General features: G+C 63.1%; 14 protein-coding genes. 4 read left to right on the top strand and 10 right to left on the bottom strand.

Annotated features, from left to right (window positions below; all coding sequences use genetic code 11):
- Positions 1-146 precede the first annotated feature (146 nt).
- Positions 147-695, bottom strand: coding sequence for a MarR family winged helix-turn-helix transcriptional regulator (locus tag ACIP6G_RS11085; RefSeq protein WP_400290066.1), 549 nt, complete (start codon positions 693-695; stop codon positions 147-149).
- Positions 696-902: 207 nt separating this feature from the next.
- Here ACIP6G_RS11085 and ACIP6G_RS11080 point away from each other — a divergent pair, with 207 nt between their 5' ends.
- Positions 903-1,346 (top strand): hypothetical protein, encoded by a 444-nt coding sequence (locus ACIP6G_RS11080; protein WP_332488113.1) that lies wholly within the window; start codon positions 903-905, stop codon positions 1,344-1,346.
- A gap of 135 nt (positions 1,347-1,481) precedes the next feature.
- Entirely contained in the window at positions 1,482-1,964 is a 483-nt protein-coding gene (locus ACIP6G_RS11075) for a hypothetical protein (protein WP_105658938.1), read from the top strand.
- Between the two features lie 645 nt (positions 1,965-2,609).
- Here the strand turns inward: ACIP6G_RS11075 and ACIP6G_RS11070 are convergent.
- Together ACIP6G_RS11070 and ACIP6G_RS11065 are read right to left on the bottom strand one after the other, a co-directional pair.
- Complete coding sequence (locus ACIP6G_RS11070; RefSeq protein ID WP_400290064.1) at positions 2,610-3,113, bottom strand: DUF3253 domain-containing protein; 504 nt, start codon at positions 3,111-3,113, stop codon at positions 2,610-2,612.
- 307 nt (positions 3,114-3,420) lie between these two features.
- Complete coding sequence (locus ACIP6G_RS11065) at positions 3,421-3,921, bottom strand: hypothetical protein (protein WP_400290062.1); 501 nt, start codon at positions 3,919-3,921, stop codon at positions 3,421-3,423.
- Positions 3,922-4,205: 284 nt separating this feature from the next.
- On the opposite strand from ACIP6G_RS11065, the gene ACIP6G_RS11060 reads away from it, so the two are divergent.
- Positions 4,206-4,595: an LLM class flavin-dependent oxidoreductase gene (locus ACIP6G_RS11060; RefSeq protein ID WP_400290060.1), complete on the top strand. Its 390-nt coding sequence runs from the start codon at positions 4,206-4,208 to the stop codon at positions 4,593-4,595.
- Between the two features lie 98 nt (positions 4,596-4,693).
- On the opposite strand, the gene ACIP6G_RS11055 is transcribed toward ACIP6G_RS11060, so the two are convergent.
- The 4 genes from ACIP6G_RS11055 to purU all read right to left on the bottom strand — a co-directional run bounded on the left by ACIP6G_RS11055 (position 4,694) and on the right by purU (position 8,021).
- A complete protein-coding gene (locus ACIP6G_RS11055; RefSeq protein WP_400290058.1) occupies positions 4,694-5,188 on the bottom strand; it encodes a hypothetical protein in 495 nt (164 codons plus the stop codon).
- Complete coding sequence (locus ACIP6G_RS11050) at positions 5,181-6,728, bottom strand: sodium/proline symporter (RefSeq protein ID WP_400290055.1); 1,548 nt, start codon at positions 6,726-6,728, stop codon at positions 5,181-5,183. The genes ACIP6G_RS11055 and ACIP6G_RS11050 overlap by 8 nt, the downstream gene beginning before the upstream one ends.
- The gene (locus ACIP6G_RS11045) at positions 6,725-6,853 is read right to left on the bottom strand and encodes a hypothetical protein (protein ID WP_286134668.1); all 129 of its coding nucleotides are present in this window, start codon (positions 6,851-6,853) and stop codon (positions 6,725-6,727) included. The genes ACIP6G_RS11050 and ACIP6G_RS11045 overlap by 4 nt, the downstream gene beginning before the upstream one ends.
- Before the next feature lie 295 nt (positions 6,854-7,148).
- Positions 7,149-8,021 carry a formyltetrahydrofolate deformylase gene (gene purU / locus ACIP6G_RS11040; RefSeq protein ID WP_400290052.1) on the bottom strand — a complete coding sequence of 291 codons (873 nt, stop codon included), beginning with the start codon at positions 8,019-8,021 and terminating at the stop codon, positions 7,149-7,151.
- Between the two features lie 450 nt (positions 8,022-8,471).
- Here purU and ACIP6G_RS11035 point away from each other — a divergent pair, with 450 nt between their 5' ends.
- On the top strand, positions 8,472-9,140 hold the full coding sequence (locus tag ACIP6G_RS11035) for a GntR family transcriptional regulator (protein ID WP_105658922.1): 669 nt from the start codon (positions 8,472-8,474) through the stop codon (positions 9,138-9,140).
- Positions 9,141-9,167: 27 nt separating this feature from the next.
- Here ACIP6G_RS11035 and ACIP6G_RS11030 read toward each other — a convergent pair whose 3' ends face one another.
- The 3 genes from ACIP6G_RS11030 to ACIP6G_RS11020 all read right to left on the bottom strand — a co-directional run bounded on the left by ACIP6G_RS11030 (position 9,168) and on the right by ACIP6G_RS11020 (position 13,531).
- The gene (locus ACIP6G_RS11030) at positions 9,168-11,039 is read right to left on the bottom strand and encodes a BCCT family transporter (protein ID WP_400290049.1); all 1,872 of its coding nucleotides are present in this window, start codon (positions 11,037-11,039) and stop codon (positions 9,168-9,170) included.
- A gap of 210 nt (positions 11,040-11,249) precedes the next feature.
- Positions 11,250-12,464 carry a formaldehyde dehydrogenase, glutathione-independent gene (fdhA, locus tag ACIP6G_RS11025; RefSeq protein ID WP_133833949.1) on the bottom strand — a complete coding sequence of 405 codons (1,215 nt, stop codon included), beginning with the start codon at positions 12,462-12,464 and terminating at the stop codon, positions 11,250-11,252.
- 128 nt (positions 12,465-12,592) lie between these two features.
- Positions 12,593-13,531 carry a LysR family transcriptional regulator gene (locus ACIP6G_RS11020; protein ID WP_400290047.1) on the bottom strand — a complete coding sequence of 313 codons (939 nt, stop codon included), beginning with the start codon at positions 13,529-13,531 and terminating at the stop codon, positions 12,593-12,595.
- Positions 13,532-13,549 lie beyond the last annotated feature (18 nt).

Here is a 13,549-nt window from a genome sequence, read left to right as displayed (position 1 = left end):
GCGTCAGACGATCACTCAACTAGAGCACGTGGAGAATCAAAATCACTGAAGGAAACTAAACGGGCAACTATCCCTTGGTCGGTCTGCTAACTAAGGTATCGGTCAGATCTTCCAGCGTGGATAAAGCGGTGCTATGCGCTCTGCACCTACCGGGAAGACGCGGTGCTCTCCGCCATCTGAGATTTCCCCCTGGAAGGCTGGCTTGGCTCGTCCTCGACCTCGACGCTGCGGATCATGGCCTTCAGGAACTTGGCAACCGCAACCCTCTCGGCCTTGGAGAGCGTGCCTACGGCATCCATCATCTGCTCATGCATCCGATGCAGCGTTCCTCGAACGTCCGTATCACTGTAGTCAGTGGGCACAATTCCCACAGACCGCCGATCTGCAGGATGCACAACACGCTCGGCATACCCATCGCGGCATAACCGGTCGATCAATACCGACACCGAAGCATTGGAGATCCCCAGTTCCTCAGCAAAATCCCGCTGGCGGGGAACCAACCCCTTACGGTGCGCAGCGAGCAGGAAGCGCAGCGCCGACATATCGGTCTCATTCATTCCCATCGAACCGCGGGTCGCAGCTCGCATCTTGCGCTCCGCCTCACGGTACTTGCGCATCAGATTCAACAAATCCACCGCCTCGGGCACCGAACGGCCCTCGCCGTACCAATACCCACTGGCTTGATACCTACTCATGAAAACTCCTTCCGCCGGATGCGCACGCCATGCCCGCAACCCCTGGGGTTCCAATACCCTTCTTCGCGAGGTCCAGCTTGCTCAACACAGAAAAAATCATGTAACCTATCTAATAGTTAGCTTGTCTAAAGATATTCTACTGCGAAACAGCTATCAGTACCGGAGTGAAAGATGAAAGAATCCTTAGCAGTTCCCGTAGAAACAACGATGCATGACACCAATTCGTGGACCACGCGAATCCACAAGATCGCCGCCTTCGCCTCTGAAGAGTGTCGGAGCCGGGACGCGGTGCATTCAGCAATATGCACCATTACCGGGTCCCCGGAGCAGCTGGTCGTGAATTTGGCCTGCACCGCGAAGAGTGAACGGGACGTATCCTCGCTGATGCAATATGTCAACGACACCCTCATGCCGCAGATGGAGACAGCGCTCGGTGTCCGATTCGAGGTGAAGAATCTGCAGTTCGCCGTCGCCGGCAAGGAGAGCCTGCTCGCAGCACCAGAGCACGCGCCCGAAGCTGGACTCCCAGCACATTGGCTCGATCAGCCTTCCACCGCACCTTCGCTGGCCCCCACCACTGGTTTAGGGTTCGAACCTACCAGTTTGGGAAGTGAATCAGATGGATCCCATGCAGATTTGAGCATGGCCTAGGATCTGCAGCACCCGCCGCACGCCAAGAGCGGCACCACCAAAACGACGGGACCTTTCCGAAGCGCATCTCACTGCGGAGAATTACGTCCACATCGATATTTTTCATGAGCAGTGCACGAAAGGGAAGTATCTAAAATGCCAGGTCGAATCGCACGAACCCGAACCGCAGTCAGAGTCGCTGATTTTCTCGCCACCCGTGAAGGCAAGTCCCACCTGTCCGACTACGGCTGGGCGCAGGGAATGCCGATCGTCATGACGCAGCCTGCCGAATCGCTCAACGATGCCATGGGCATGGCATCAATCCATGGCCGTGCAGTGCTGGTGGCCATGCTCGATCCGCAAACCGAAGAACTGCACATGATGCATGTCACCGTCCCCCAAGCAGCACTGAAAGTCACCAGGGCCTGCGCTGATCGACTCACCATGGAAGAGTTCTTCGAACGCCTGGCGACCGAGCTCATTGCTGAGTTCCGTGTGAAATTCTGGAAGAACACTGCCGTCGCCCACAAGATCCCAGCCTGCCCCGCTATGCAGTCGCGAACCACCTCACCGGCTCGATATCCTCTCCCGGAACGCTGCCACGCAGAAGCGCCCGTCGCGGCGGGCGCCAGCCAGTAAGCCCTTCAGCCCAGCGGTCCTGGCTCATTCTCATGGCTGGTCAATACCCATGTTGGGTTGGACCGCTAATGGGCCAGAACCGGGCTTCTTCTGCGGGCTAGTTGTTGGCCTCGGTCCTCTATCCAGGGTTGCGGATACCAGGATCCAGAACAGCCACTAAGCCACAACAAAGTGCACAAAGCGTGATGGCATTACCCATGAAGCGATGATGCTCCCCTTTCGTAGCCTTCGAACCGGGATCTTCTGCCTGCCAGTTCCCTTTCAATGACGCCTTTTCGTGAAAATCATTAAGAAATGCTCACCATCAGCACGTAAAGTTACCTGGGACGCAGCGTCCACTTCAGTCAACTGCCTCCTTTCGTTGGAACTTCGGCAGTTAAACATTTGAGGACGGATTCCAGGAGCTCAGCGAAAAAGTTCATCCCCTACCGAGTTATGCTCGATATTGACCGCGAAGACGACAGCTACTGCCTCTTTAAAGCGCTCCAGCATTACGGTCGATAGCTTAGCGACCACAGCCGGCTCATGGTCACCGAGCACGGCGTCTAGAGGGTCGACTCCTTGCCCGAAGCACTCCCTCTTCACCGGGCATGAAGACCTCGGTGCCAGCATATTCTCGGTTCTTCCCCTAGAGATCGGGCAATTTTATTCGCCTGGGTGTCGGCGTCTAATCCGAATTGGCCCTTTGACACCGTCAGCTTCCACGGGCTCGCCATTTTGAGTTGCAACGACTTCACCTTGCACGGCCAATGCCGCGGCAATCTGGCGCACTTGGCCCATGTACTTACGCCACCCTTCGTCCGGCCCGCCCACTATGCGTGCAACATCACTCGGGCAGATTGACGTGTTTGCCCTATGGCTCAGCAAGCTGCGAATGGTCGCGCGGATTCGCTCTCCCATTGAATCCGATTCCGGCTCCTCCCACCACGGCTGTCCACGTTCGCCCAGTGCGAGCTTGGCATTATTCACACGCTTGCTAGCGCCGATTTCGCCTTGCTTGACTGCCCGGCGGGCTGACATCAGCTCGTTGACCAGCTCTTGTCGTAATTTCGCAGGAATCGAGGGATCACTGGCTCTCCACCGCCGCCCCTTGATTATCAGGAAGCGCCCGTCGGTGGTGGTTTGTACTGGCTTCTCTGAAGGTGCCATCCTATACCCCATCTCCATTCAAAGTCCGACTCCCGAAGCGCACCGTCGCGCTAATCGCATCCTATGGCGAATGAGTCAACTACTAGAGAATTTGCTTTCTATAAATCGTCGAAAATTAACTTGATGAAGGGCAATTGCATTCGCGGACTGCCGCAGGGTTACAGCTGTTTGATAGCTGCAGAGCTTCGGCATTTTATCTTCGTGGCTAGTGCCAGATAGGCGCTGGCACTCCCCCGACCTCTGGGGATGCTCGCTTGGTTTCGGAGCACGCCAACTACTCATCAAATGCTTCCGATACCCGCTCCGATCATGGTTTGGCTGATGCCGGGTTCAATTTTTCCCCGAAGGCAGGGGTCGTTACGGCGCATTCCACGCGTTCGCCGGGCTTGCCGGTTTGCGCCGCGATCTCCTTTACCTTGTCGAGCAGGATCCGGCAGGTGGCGGTGCTGCCTGCGGCAGGCGTAGCCGCGATGGCTGCATCCTTTTCGGCCGTGATGACGCTCTGCGCAGTCCAGATTGATTCGCTGTTCTTGCCAGCACCGCTGGTCGTGGCCACCGCTTGCTCGGTCACTTCGGCCGAGTCTTCGCCGCGGCTGGGCGAGTCCAGGTAGGACACATCACTCAGCGCATCGGCGGCTTCCCCGCTCACGGTGATCTCGTAGGTCACCGCCCAGGCATCCGCAGTCGATTTGTCGAAGCTTTCAATGGCGCCGCATCCAGTCAGGCCCATGCCGAGGACAAGCGCTGCGGAACTGGCCGCCAGCCAGGTCGAAGTGCGGTTGGATGCTGAACGCGAAGTGCCGTGCATGGGATTCCTTTTCTCAGGTGGACGCAGCTGCTGCTTTCTCTACGTGTCAACACTAGTTCCGCGCGCCGGCGATGTCCTCCCGACTGGGAATGATATCCGTTGCCCCGCCTCCCCCCCCCTCAGGGTGGAGGCAAGGATCGCCAGCGCTCCCCTGCTTGCCGCGTCTTGGATGCCCCGCTGCCCTGCGCAACGCGGTAAGCTCACTGACTGGACCCTCGCCGTTGAAAGGACATGATCATGCAGCTGCAGCTTGCCCCGGAGAATCGCAAAGCAGGCCTGCCTGCATGAGGCTTTCCATACTTGACCAGGTCCCGCTCACCGAGCATGCCCCCACCGCAGGCCAGGTCTTGTCCAGCGGCCTGCAATTGGCTCAGGATGCGGAAGCGCTGGGCTACCACCGCATCTGCTTTGCCGAGCACCACCACTCGAAATCCTTCGCCAGTGCCGCCCCGGAAATGATGACCGCGCTGGCTTTGGAACGCACGGAAACCATTCGGGTCGGCACTGGTGCCATCTTGCTACCGTACTACCAGGCGCAGAAGGTCTCCGAAGCCATGGGCCTGCTGGCCGCCGTGCACCCAGACCGGGTGGACATCGGCGTGGGCCGGGACAAGCCCCAGCCGAGGAACAGTGCCGAGCCGGCAACGATGCAGGAGCCCTTCTTCAGCAACTGAGCGGTGAACTGCTTTGGCATATTCTTCATTGAATCTCCGATGTCTTCCTGTGATGGGATGGATCTTGGTCATTGCGCCGTCCTCCGGCGTTTCCAGTCTCAGCTGCCGATGATGAAGTAGCCGCCGTTCAGTCCGTCCACCATGACGCGGTAGGACTTTTTCTCCAGGCTCGCTTCGATCATCCAGTTGGGTTTCCAGACCTTTGCGACACTGCTCTTTTCCCGGACCCCGCCGCGCCAGGCCAGCCGGGCCCGGCGCAGTGCCGCGGTGGATAGCAGGGCCTTGGCCCGCCAGCGTGCGGTGTCGAAATCGATGGTGTTCCATTGCGGATCAGCCACCCGGTCCAGCACTTGGCCGGTCTCCGCATCTTCGGCTTGCCACGGATCGCAGACGAAGGCCTTGCCCGAGTAGTAGTCCACCAAGGCGTACGCCTGCCCTGACCGACCGGCCACCTGCGGCACCTCGAAGATGAACCCCGCAAAGGGATGATGGCGCAGCTTGGCCGACTCGACTCTCAGCCCTGGCGCCTTGGCGGCAAGGATGCGTTGCGCGTCCTGGTCATCGACCAAGGTTTTCAGCACCAGTTCATTCACCGCGGGCCGCCATTTCCGCCTGGCTGGCCAGCAGTGCATCCTGGCCCATGAGCATCTTCTTCGGGATCGGGCCGATCTTCGCAGTCTCATCCAGGGCACGGCCAATATGCTCCGGCACGGGATGCGACTTCTGGCTGGCCAGGCTGCCGATGACCATGGCCGCGGTGGAGGCCAGGATGCCGGTGACCATCGGATCAATGCCGGTGGCATCCGGCGCGCCGGAAACCTGCCAGAGCACCGAGACCAGTGTGCCGGCGGCCATCGAGGAGATCGCGCCAACGGTATTGGCCTTCTTCCACCACACCGCGCAGATATAGGAAGGGACAAAGGCGCTGCCCAGCACGGTCGTTGAGAAGATCACCACGGCGGCCACCGCGGGAGGATCAAAAGCGGCAATGCCATAGCCGATGATGGCCAGGGCCAGCACGGTGATCCGCGAGACCCAGACCATCTGCGCATCGCTCATCTTCTTGTTGATGAACCGGGCGTAGATGTCCTGGCTGGCGATGGTGCCGGCCTGCAGCAGCAGGGCATCGGCGGTGGACATGATGGCTGCCATGATCGCTGCCATGACGATGCCCACGGCGAAGGTCGGCAGCACCGCGTCGGCGACCTCGAAGATCGCGGTTTCCGGGTTGGCCAGGTTGGGCAGCAGGATCAGCGCGAACAGGCCCACCAGGTAGGGGCCGGGGATGAACAGCAAGTTGAATACCAATGAGTAGACCCCTGCGGTACGTGCCACCGAAGGCTTCTTCATGGCCATGTGGCTGACCACCACGTGCGGCCAGCCCATGTAGCCGATGGAGAAGACCAGCAGCGCACCGAGAATGACTCCCCACTGTCCCTGGTAGCCCAGGTCCGCTCCCCACATGGTCAGCAGGTTGGGGTTGATCCCGCCCACGGCTTCATTGCCCTTGGTGAAACCGCCCACGGCCATCAGCGTGGCAACCAGGATCCAGACCATGCCGACCACCATGATGATGGCCTGCACGAAGTCGGTGTAGGCCACAGCCAGGTAGCCGCCCAGGAAGGTATAGAGGACAATCACGCCGATGGCGATCGCCAAGGCCACCGGGAAGGAAACCCCGGAGACCATTGCCAATCCGCGGCCGCCGGCGATGAACTGGGCCAGCACGTAGAAGAACATGCAGAACAGCGCCACGGGAGCGGCGATGAGCCGGATCCACTTCGAGGGGTAGCGGTGCTCCAGGTACTCGATGGAGGTGATGGACCCCAGGATCTGGGATAGCTTGCGCATGCGCCGGCCCAGGACCGAGAGGTTCAGGATGCCGCCGCCCAGGTCGCCCAGCGCGTACCACATGCTGAAATAGCCTTGGGTGTAGCCCATGGATCCGGCACCCATGAACATGTAGCCGGACATGGAAGAACTCTGCAGCCGCAGCGCGGTGACACCGGGGCCGAGGCTGCGTCCGCCGAGCAGGAACCCTTCGGCATCTTGCTTGCCTCGCTTCATCGCCCAGAAGCCGATGGCGGCCATGGCGATGAAATAGATGACCAGGAACAGGATTTCGATGCTCACTGCTGCTCCTTCGCATCCTCGCGCTTCCAGCCGCGGCTGAGCCACAGGAAAACAGCTGTGTAGATCACCCAGAGGGCCGGAACCCCGATGATGACCATGGTCGTGAACGCCGGTAGTCCAAACATCGACACATTCCTTCTGGGAGCCGCTGGTTCTTATTTCATGAGCTGGGTCACAAGCACCCGCTTGATCCATAGCCTTGCATAGCCCCCGTGGCCAAGACAAGGATAATTCCTAGGTTAACTTGGGAAAACTTCCGTGTCCCTGCATTCGACCGCTCTGTCTTCCCGGCCTTTTCGCCACCGGTCGAGCGCCTCCGGGCCCAAACGGCGGGCAACAGCAAAGGCCCCGGCCGGGTTCGACGGGCATCGTCATATGATGTCCGTCGAATCCCCGCCGGGGCCTTTGGCCCGGAGGGTGCTAGCGCAGCACCACGGTGCGCGAGCCGCTGAGGAAGACCCGGTCTTCGCAGTGCCAGCGCACCGCATCGGACAGGGCTTTGCACTCGGTATCGCGTCCGGCGGCCACCAGGTGCTCGGGCGCGTAGCTGTGGTCCACTTCCTGGACGCGCTGGGTGATGATCGGCCCCTCGTCCAGCTCCGAATTCACGTAGTGCGCCGTGGCGCCCACGGTCTTCACCCCGCGTTCGAAGGCCTGGTGGTAGGGCTTGGCCCCCTTGAAGGAGGGCAGGAACGAATGGTGGATGTTGATGGCCCGGCCGGTGAGCTTGCGGGTGAGATCATCGGAGAGCACCTGCATGTAGCGGGCCAGCACCACCAGATCCACCTCGAAGCGCTCCACCAGGTCCATCAGCTTGGACTCGGCCTCGGGCTTGGTCTCAGGGGTGACAGGAATATGGAAGAACGGAATCCCATTCCACTCGACCTGCTGCCGGTGGTCCGGGTGGTTGGAGACTACTGCCGCGATCTCCACCGGCAGCTCCCCCATCCGGGCGCGGAACAGCAGGTCGTGCAGGCAGTGGCCGAACTTGGAGACCATCACCACCACGCGCTTCTTGTTGCCGGCCGGGCGCAAACCCCAGGTCGCCTGGTGCTCATCGGCGAGCTGGCCGAGGCTCGACTCGAGTTCGGCGATCTCGGCGGGGATATCCTCCGCCGCGGCGACCTCGAATTCGATGCGCATGAAGAGCGTCCCGGAAAGCTGGTCGTCATGCTGCTTGAGCTCCCGGATGTCGCCATGGTGCTTGAGCAGCAACCCGGTGACCGCATGCACGATGCCCGGGCGCTCGGCGCAGGTGAGGGTCAGGACATACTTGTTGTTCGGTTCGGTCATCGTGCCGCTCCTTGGTTTCGCCGAGATGGCATTAGCTTCGCCATGGCTCGTAGTGGTTTTTCGGGGGATTTTCATGCGGTTGCACCTGGCTTCCGCGCAGTGCTCTGCGCCGCGGATTCAAAGCCGTCCGGCCTGAGTTTTCCCAGCGGAACTGCGCGCCGCCCCTGCCTTCGGAAGCAGCTGCGGGCAGACTCGCCAACCTCTGGCCGGATACTGATATATCAATTGATGATCACAATACTATGTGTGCTTCAGCACAGCGTCAACAACTTTTCCGGCGGTTCTTCCTGGCGCCTTTCCCAGCGCCCCCAGTACGGTTTTCCGCTCTGCCGCTGGCCGGCAAGCCAAGGGCTGTTGAGCGCATCGGCACAGGAAAAGCGCCCAAATCGAAGCCGGGGCGATACTCTTTGTGTGTCGGCAATTGATTTTTGAACAGTGATAGAGAGCGATATGCCAAGGCCCACCGAACTGACCAGCGCCGCCACCGAGCAAGGCTCGATGGCTGATCGAGCCTACAACGCATTGCGCGACCGGCTGGTGCTGCTCGAAATCGCTCCGACGCACCCGATCCACGAGCCGCAGCTGGCCGAAGAACTGGGCATTGGGCGCACCCCGATGCGCGAGGCTCTCAAGCGGCTGGAAACCGACCATCTGGTGGTGTCCTATCCGCGCCGCGGCACCTTCGCCACGGCCGTGGATTTCCATGAGCTGAACTACATCTCCGAAATGCGCCAGGTGCTCGAGCCGCTGGCCGCGCGCAACGCGGCCGCGAACAAGGACCCGCAGATCCGCGAGCAGCTGGCCAGTTACCTGCAGCAGATCGATGCCCTGGATCCCGCCCTGGACCAGCGTTCGCTGCTGCTGCTGGATGTGCGCATCCACCGGCTCATCTACAAAGCGGCGGCCAACAAGTACCTGGAGGAAACCCTGGTGCGCCTGGATAATCTGGTGACCCGGATCTGGTGCCTGGTCATCGACCAGATGCCTCCGATCGCAGAGCATATTTCCGAGCATTCGGCCCTGCTGCGCGCCATCCTCGACGGCGACGCGCAGCTGGCAGCGCGGCTGGTCTCCGAGCATGTGGCCCACTTCGAGCAGGCCCTGCGCCGCGCCCCCTAGCTGGATGCCGGGGACGCGAACCGGCCGCTAGCGGCCGGCGCCCTCGGGTTCCAGATCAGTTTCGGGCCGCGGCTGCGGTTCGCGCACCGGGGCTTCCAGCTCCTGGGCCACCGGCTCCGGCCGGTCTCCAGCCGGCAGGCCCGACGCGGCCACAATGGAGTTCTCCCTGGTCATCAGGCTGAACTGCTCGCCTTCGTGGCGGTCGATTCCGTCATCCACCGCCTGCTCCAGCACCTCCATGGCCACCTTGCCGCGCAGCACCAGCGGATCACGGCTCAGGTCCTTCCACAGCGCCACGCACAGCAGCAGCATCACCAGCACGAAGGGCAGCGCCGAGACGATGGTGATGTTCTTCAGCCCGTTCAGGGCGGCCGCCGGATGGTCCCCGCCGGCCAGCAGCATGACCGCGGCCACCGCTCCCACCGAGACGCCCCAGAAGACCACCGATTTCTTCGAGGGTTCCTGCGCGCCGCGTTCGCTCAGGGCGCCCATCACGATCGAGGCGGAGTCCGCCCCGGTGACGAAGAAGATGGCAATCAGCACCACGGCCAGGGCCATCAGCGCGATGGAGAACCATTCGGGGAATGGCAGTGCGCCCAGCAGCTCGAAGAGCACCGAGTTGAAGTCGATGTCCGGGGCCCCGTCCACCATCTGGGCCAGCGCCTGGCCCATGTCCCCGTTGCGCTCGGCCCGTTCCTGCAGGCCGATGGCGCCGCCGCCGAAGATGGCGAACCAGAACAGCGTGACGGTGGAAGGTACCAGCAGCACTCCGGTGACGAACTGGCGGATGCTGCGCCCGCGCGAGATCCGCGCGATGAACAGGCCCACGAACGGGGTCCAGGAAACCCACCAGGCCCAGTAGAAGATGGTCCAGGAGGAAAGCCAGGCGGCCATGTCGCCGTCCCCGGAAGCCGCGGTCCGCGAGGCCATTTCCGGCAGGTCCGCGATGAAGGAGCCCACCGCATTGGGGATCACGTTCAGGATGAACAGCGTCGGACCGCCGATGAACACGATCAGCGCCAGGATCACCGCCAGCACCATGTTGATATTGGACAGCCACTGGATGCCGCGCTCGATTCCGGAGACGGCCGAGGCCACGAACAAGGCGGTGAGCACCGCAATGATCAGCACCAGGACCCCGGAACCCACCGAGGACAGCAGCCCGGCGGACTGGATGCCTCCGCCGATCTGCAGCGCGCCGAGCCCCAGCGAGCAGGCCGAGCCGAAGAGCGTGGCCAGGATGGCCAGGATGTTGATCGTCTTCCCGCCCCAGCCGTGGACGACCCTTTCGCCGAAGATCGAGGTGAACATCGAGGAGAACAGCTGCGGGCGGCCCAGCCGGAAGCTGCCGTAGGCCATGCCCAGCCCGACAATCGCGTACATGGCCCAGGGGAACAGCGTCCAGTGGAACATGGTGGTGCCCATGGCCGTGCCCACCGCGGCCGAGGTCTGCCCGCCCACGGTTTCCGGCGGCGGAGACATGTAGAAGTACAGCGGTTCGCCCACCCCGTAGAAGACCAGGCCGATGCCCATGCCGGTGGCGAACATCATCGAGATCCAGGAAACCGTGCTGAACTGCGGCTTCTCCCCGTCCTTGCCCAGCGGGATGCGCCCGAAGCTCTTGGCCGCGACCACCAGCACGAACAGGGTGAAAACGGTCGCGGCGATCACGAAGACCCAGCCGGTGTTCGTAATCACCCAGTCCAGGGCCTTCCCGGCCGCGGAGCCCAGCCCTTCGGGCGAGGCGAAGCCCCAGGCGATGAACGCCAGGGCGAGGAGTCCGGCAATGCCGAAGACCCAGTAGTCGGTGCCGGAGGACAGGTATCTTCTGGGCCGGCGCCGGCGAGCCGAGTGCAGCTCGCTGACCAGGTCGTTCACGGGTTGCTCAGTGCGTTTCATTTCGGTTTCCTTCAATAAAGGCAATAGGTGGCGGGCCGGCAGGGGAATGCGGGCGCGCCGAATCAGCCGGGGTCCCGGGGCTGCTCGTGAGTGGTGGCCGGGGCCGGCAAATCGGCCGGGCTCAAGAGCCGGCCGGAAGTGCGCCGTGCAGGCCGGGAATTGTTCCCGGCCGGCACGGCGGTCAGCGGTTAATTGCGCGTCAAGCGCGGATCAGGCGCTGATCAGCCCGTGCGGGTCGAGCACGAACTTCTGCGCGGCGCCTTCGTCGAAGGCCGCGTAGCCCTGCGGGGCCCGGTCCAAGCCAATGGCCGTGGCGTTGACGTTCTTGGCAATCGAGACCTTGTCCGAGAGGATCGCCTGCATCAGCCCGCGGTGGTACTTCATCACCGGGCACTGGCCCGTGACGAAGGTGTGGGACTTGGCGAAGCCCAGGCCGAAGCGCATGGACAGCGAACCGACCTTGGCCGCTTCGTCCTCGGCGCCCGGATCCCCGGTGACATAGAGTCCCGGGATGCCCAGGCTGCCGCCGGCACGGGTGATTTCCATCAGCGAATTGAGCACCGTGGCAGGCTGCTCCTTGCCAGCGTCGTGCCCGTGCCCGCGCGCCTCGAAGCCCACCGCGTCGATGCCGCAGTCGACCTCGGGCACGCCCAGGATCTGGGCGATCTGCTCGGCCGGGTCGCCCTGCGAGACGTCCACGGTCTCGCAGCCGAAGCTGCGCGCCTGGGCCAGCCGGTCGGCGTTCAGGTCCCCGACAATCACGGTGGCCGCACCCAGCAGCTGCGCGGAGGTGGCCGCGGCCAGGCCCACCGGGCCGGCGCCGGCGACATAGACGGTGGAGCCGACGGTGACCCCGGCGCCGATGGCTCCGTGGTAGCCGGTCGGGAAGATGTCCGAGAGCATGGCCAGGTCCAGGATCTTCTCCATGGCCTGGTCGCGGTCGGGGAATTTCAGGGCGTTCCAGTCAGCGTAGGGCACCAGCACGTATTCGGCCTGGCCGCCCACCCAGCCGCCCATGTCCACGTAGCCGTAGGCGGAACCGGGGCGGTCGGGATTGACGTTCAGGCAGATGCCGGTTTGCCCGACCTTGCAGTTGCGGCAGCGGCCGCAGGAGATGTTGAAGGGCACCGAGACGACGTCGCCGACCTTGAGGAATTCCACATCGCGGCCTACTTCCACCACTTCGCCGGTGATCTCGTGGCCCAGCACCAACCCGACGGGCGCGGTGGTGCGGCCGCGGACCATGTGCTGGTCCGAACCGCAGATGTTGGTGGCGATGGTGCGCAGGATGACCCCGTGGTGCACCTGCCGCCCGACGTTTGCCGGGTGGACCCCGGGCCCGTCCTTCAATTCGAATTCGGGGTACGGGGTGTCGATCAGCTCGACCTTGCCTGCCCCGGCGTAGCTTACTGCCAAGTTGCCCATAGCGGACCACTTCCTTGAAATATCAGTTGGATACCAAATCGGATGTGCCCAAGTCTGACCACTGGATGTGATCCGTGTCAATAGCCCGGCCTGAAATCCGCCGGGTCCGGCAGCCCGCCAGCGGCCGGCTACCCGTCCAGTTCCTCGGCCGAGCGCAGGGAAATGATGTCCTTGGCGGTGCGCTGCAGGATATCCAGGGATTCCTCGATCAGCGGCGAGCCGCGGCTGCCCTTGCGGGTCACCGCCACGATGCGCCGCGAGGGCTTGGCCGCCCCGGAAATCCGGCGGCGCACCACGTTCTGCGCATCGCCCAGGGTGGCCAGCCGGGGCAGCAGCCCCACGCCCAGGCCCGCCCCGATGAACGCGATCATGGTTTCCCACTCCACCGCCTCGTGGGCGATGTGCGGGGTGACCCCCAGCGAAGTGAAGGCGGCAACGAACAGCGCCCGGTAGACCGACTGCCCGGATTCGGAGATCCACGGGTCATCGGCCAGGTCCTCCAGGGCCACGGACTTGTGCTGCGCCAGCCGGTGCGTGGCGGGCAGCACCACATCCAGCGGGTCATCGAGCAGCACGGTCTGCTCGAACCGGTCCCTGGCGGCAGAACCCGCGGACGTCTGGCTGGCCACGATCACGGCCAGGTCGATCCGCTCCGCGAGCAGCAAGTCCAGGCAGCGCTGCGGCTGCGCTTCGATCAGCTGCACTTCGGTATCGGGCCGGGTGGCTCGCAGGTTCGCGGCCAGCGGGGCAAGCAGCTGCGCGGCAGCGGTGGAGAAACCGCCCAGGCCGAACTGCCCCTGCACCTGCCCGGAGGCGTTGCGCGCGGACGCCGCGAGCAGCTCCCATTGCGTCACAATCCCGTCCAGGCCCGCAACGAAATGCCGGCCCGCGGAGGTCAGCCGCACCCCGCGGCCCTCCTTGGTGATCAGCTTGATGCCCAGGGTGCGCTGCAGTTCGCGCAGCTGCGCGGAGACCGCCGAGGCCGAGTAGCCGGTCAGTTCCGCGGTGCGCGCTACCGAGCCCGTGGAGGAGAAGACCCGCAGGGTGGCGAAGCGTGGATCAATCATGCACCAATTGTGCACGGT

Origin of the sequence: Glutamicibacter sp. NPDC088483, from assembly GCF_044753145.1 — a bacterium.
GTDB lineage: Bacteria > Actinomycetota > Actinomycetes > Actinomycetales > Micrococcaceae > Glutamicibacter.
The sequence above is the reverse complement of the archived record's forward strand: the minus strand, read 5'-3'. Positions and strand labels throughout refer to the sequence as shown.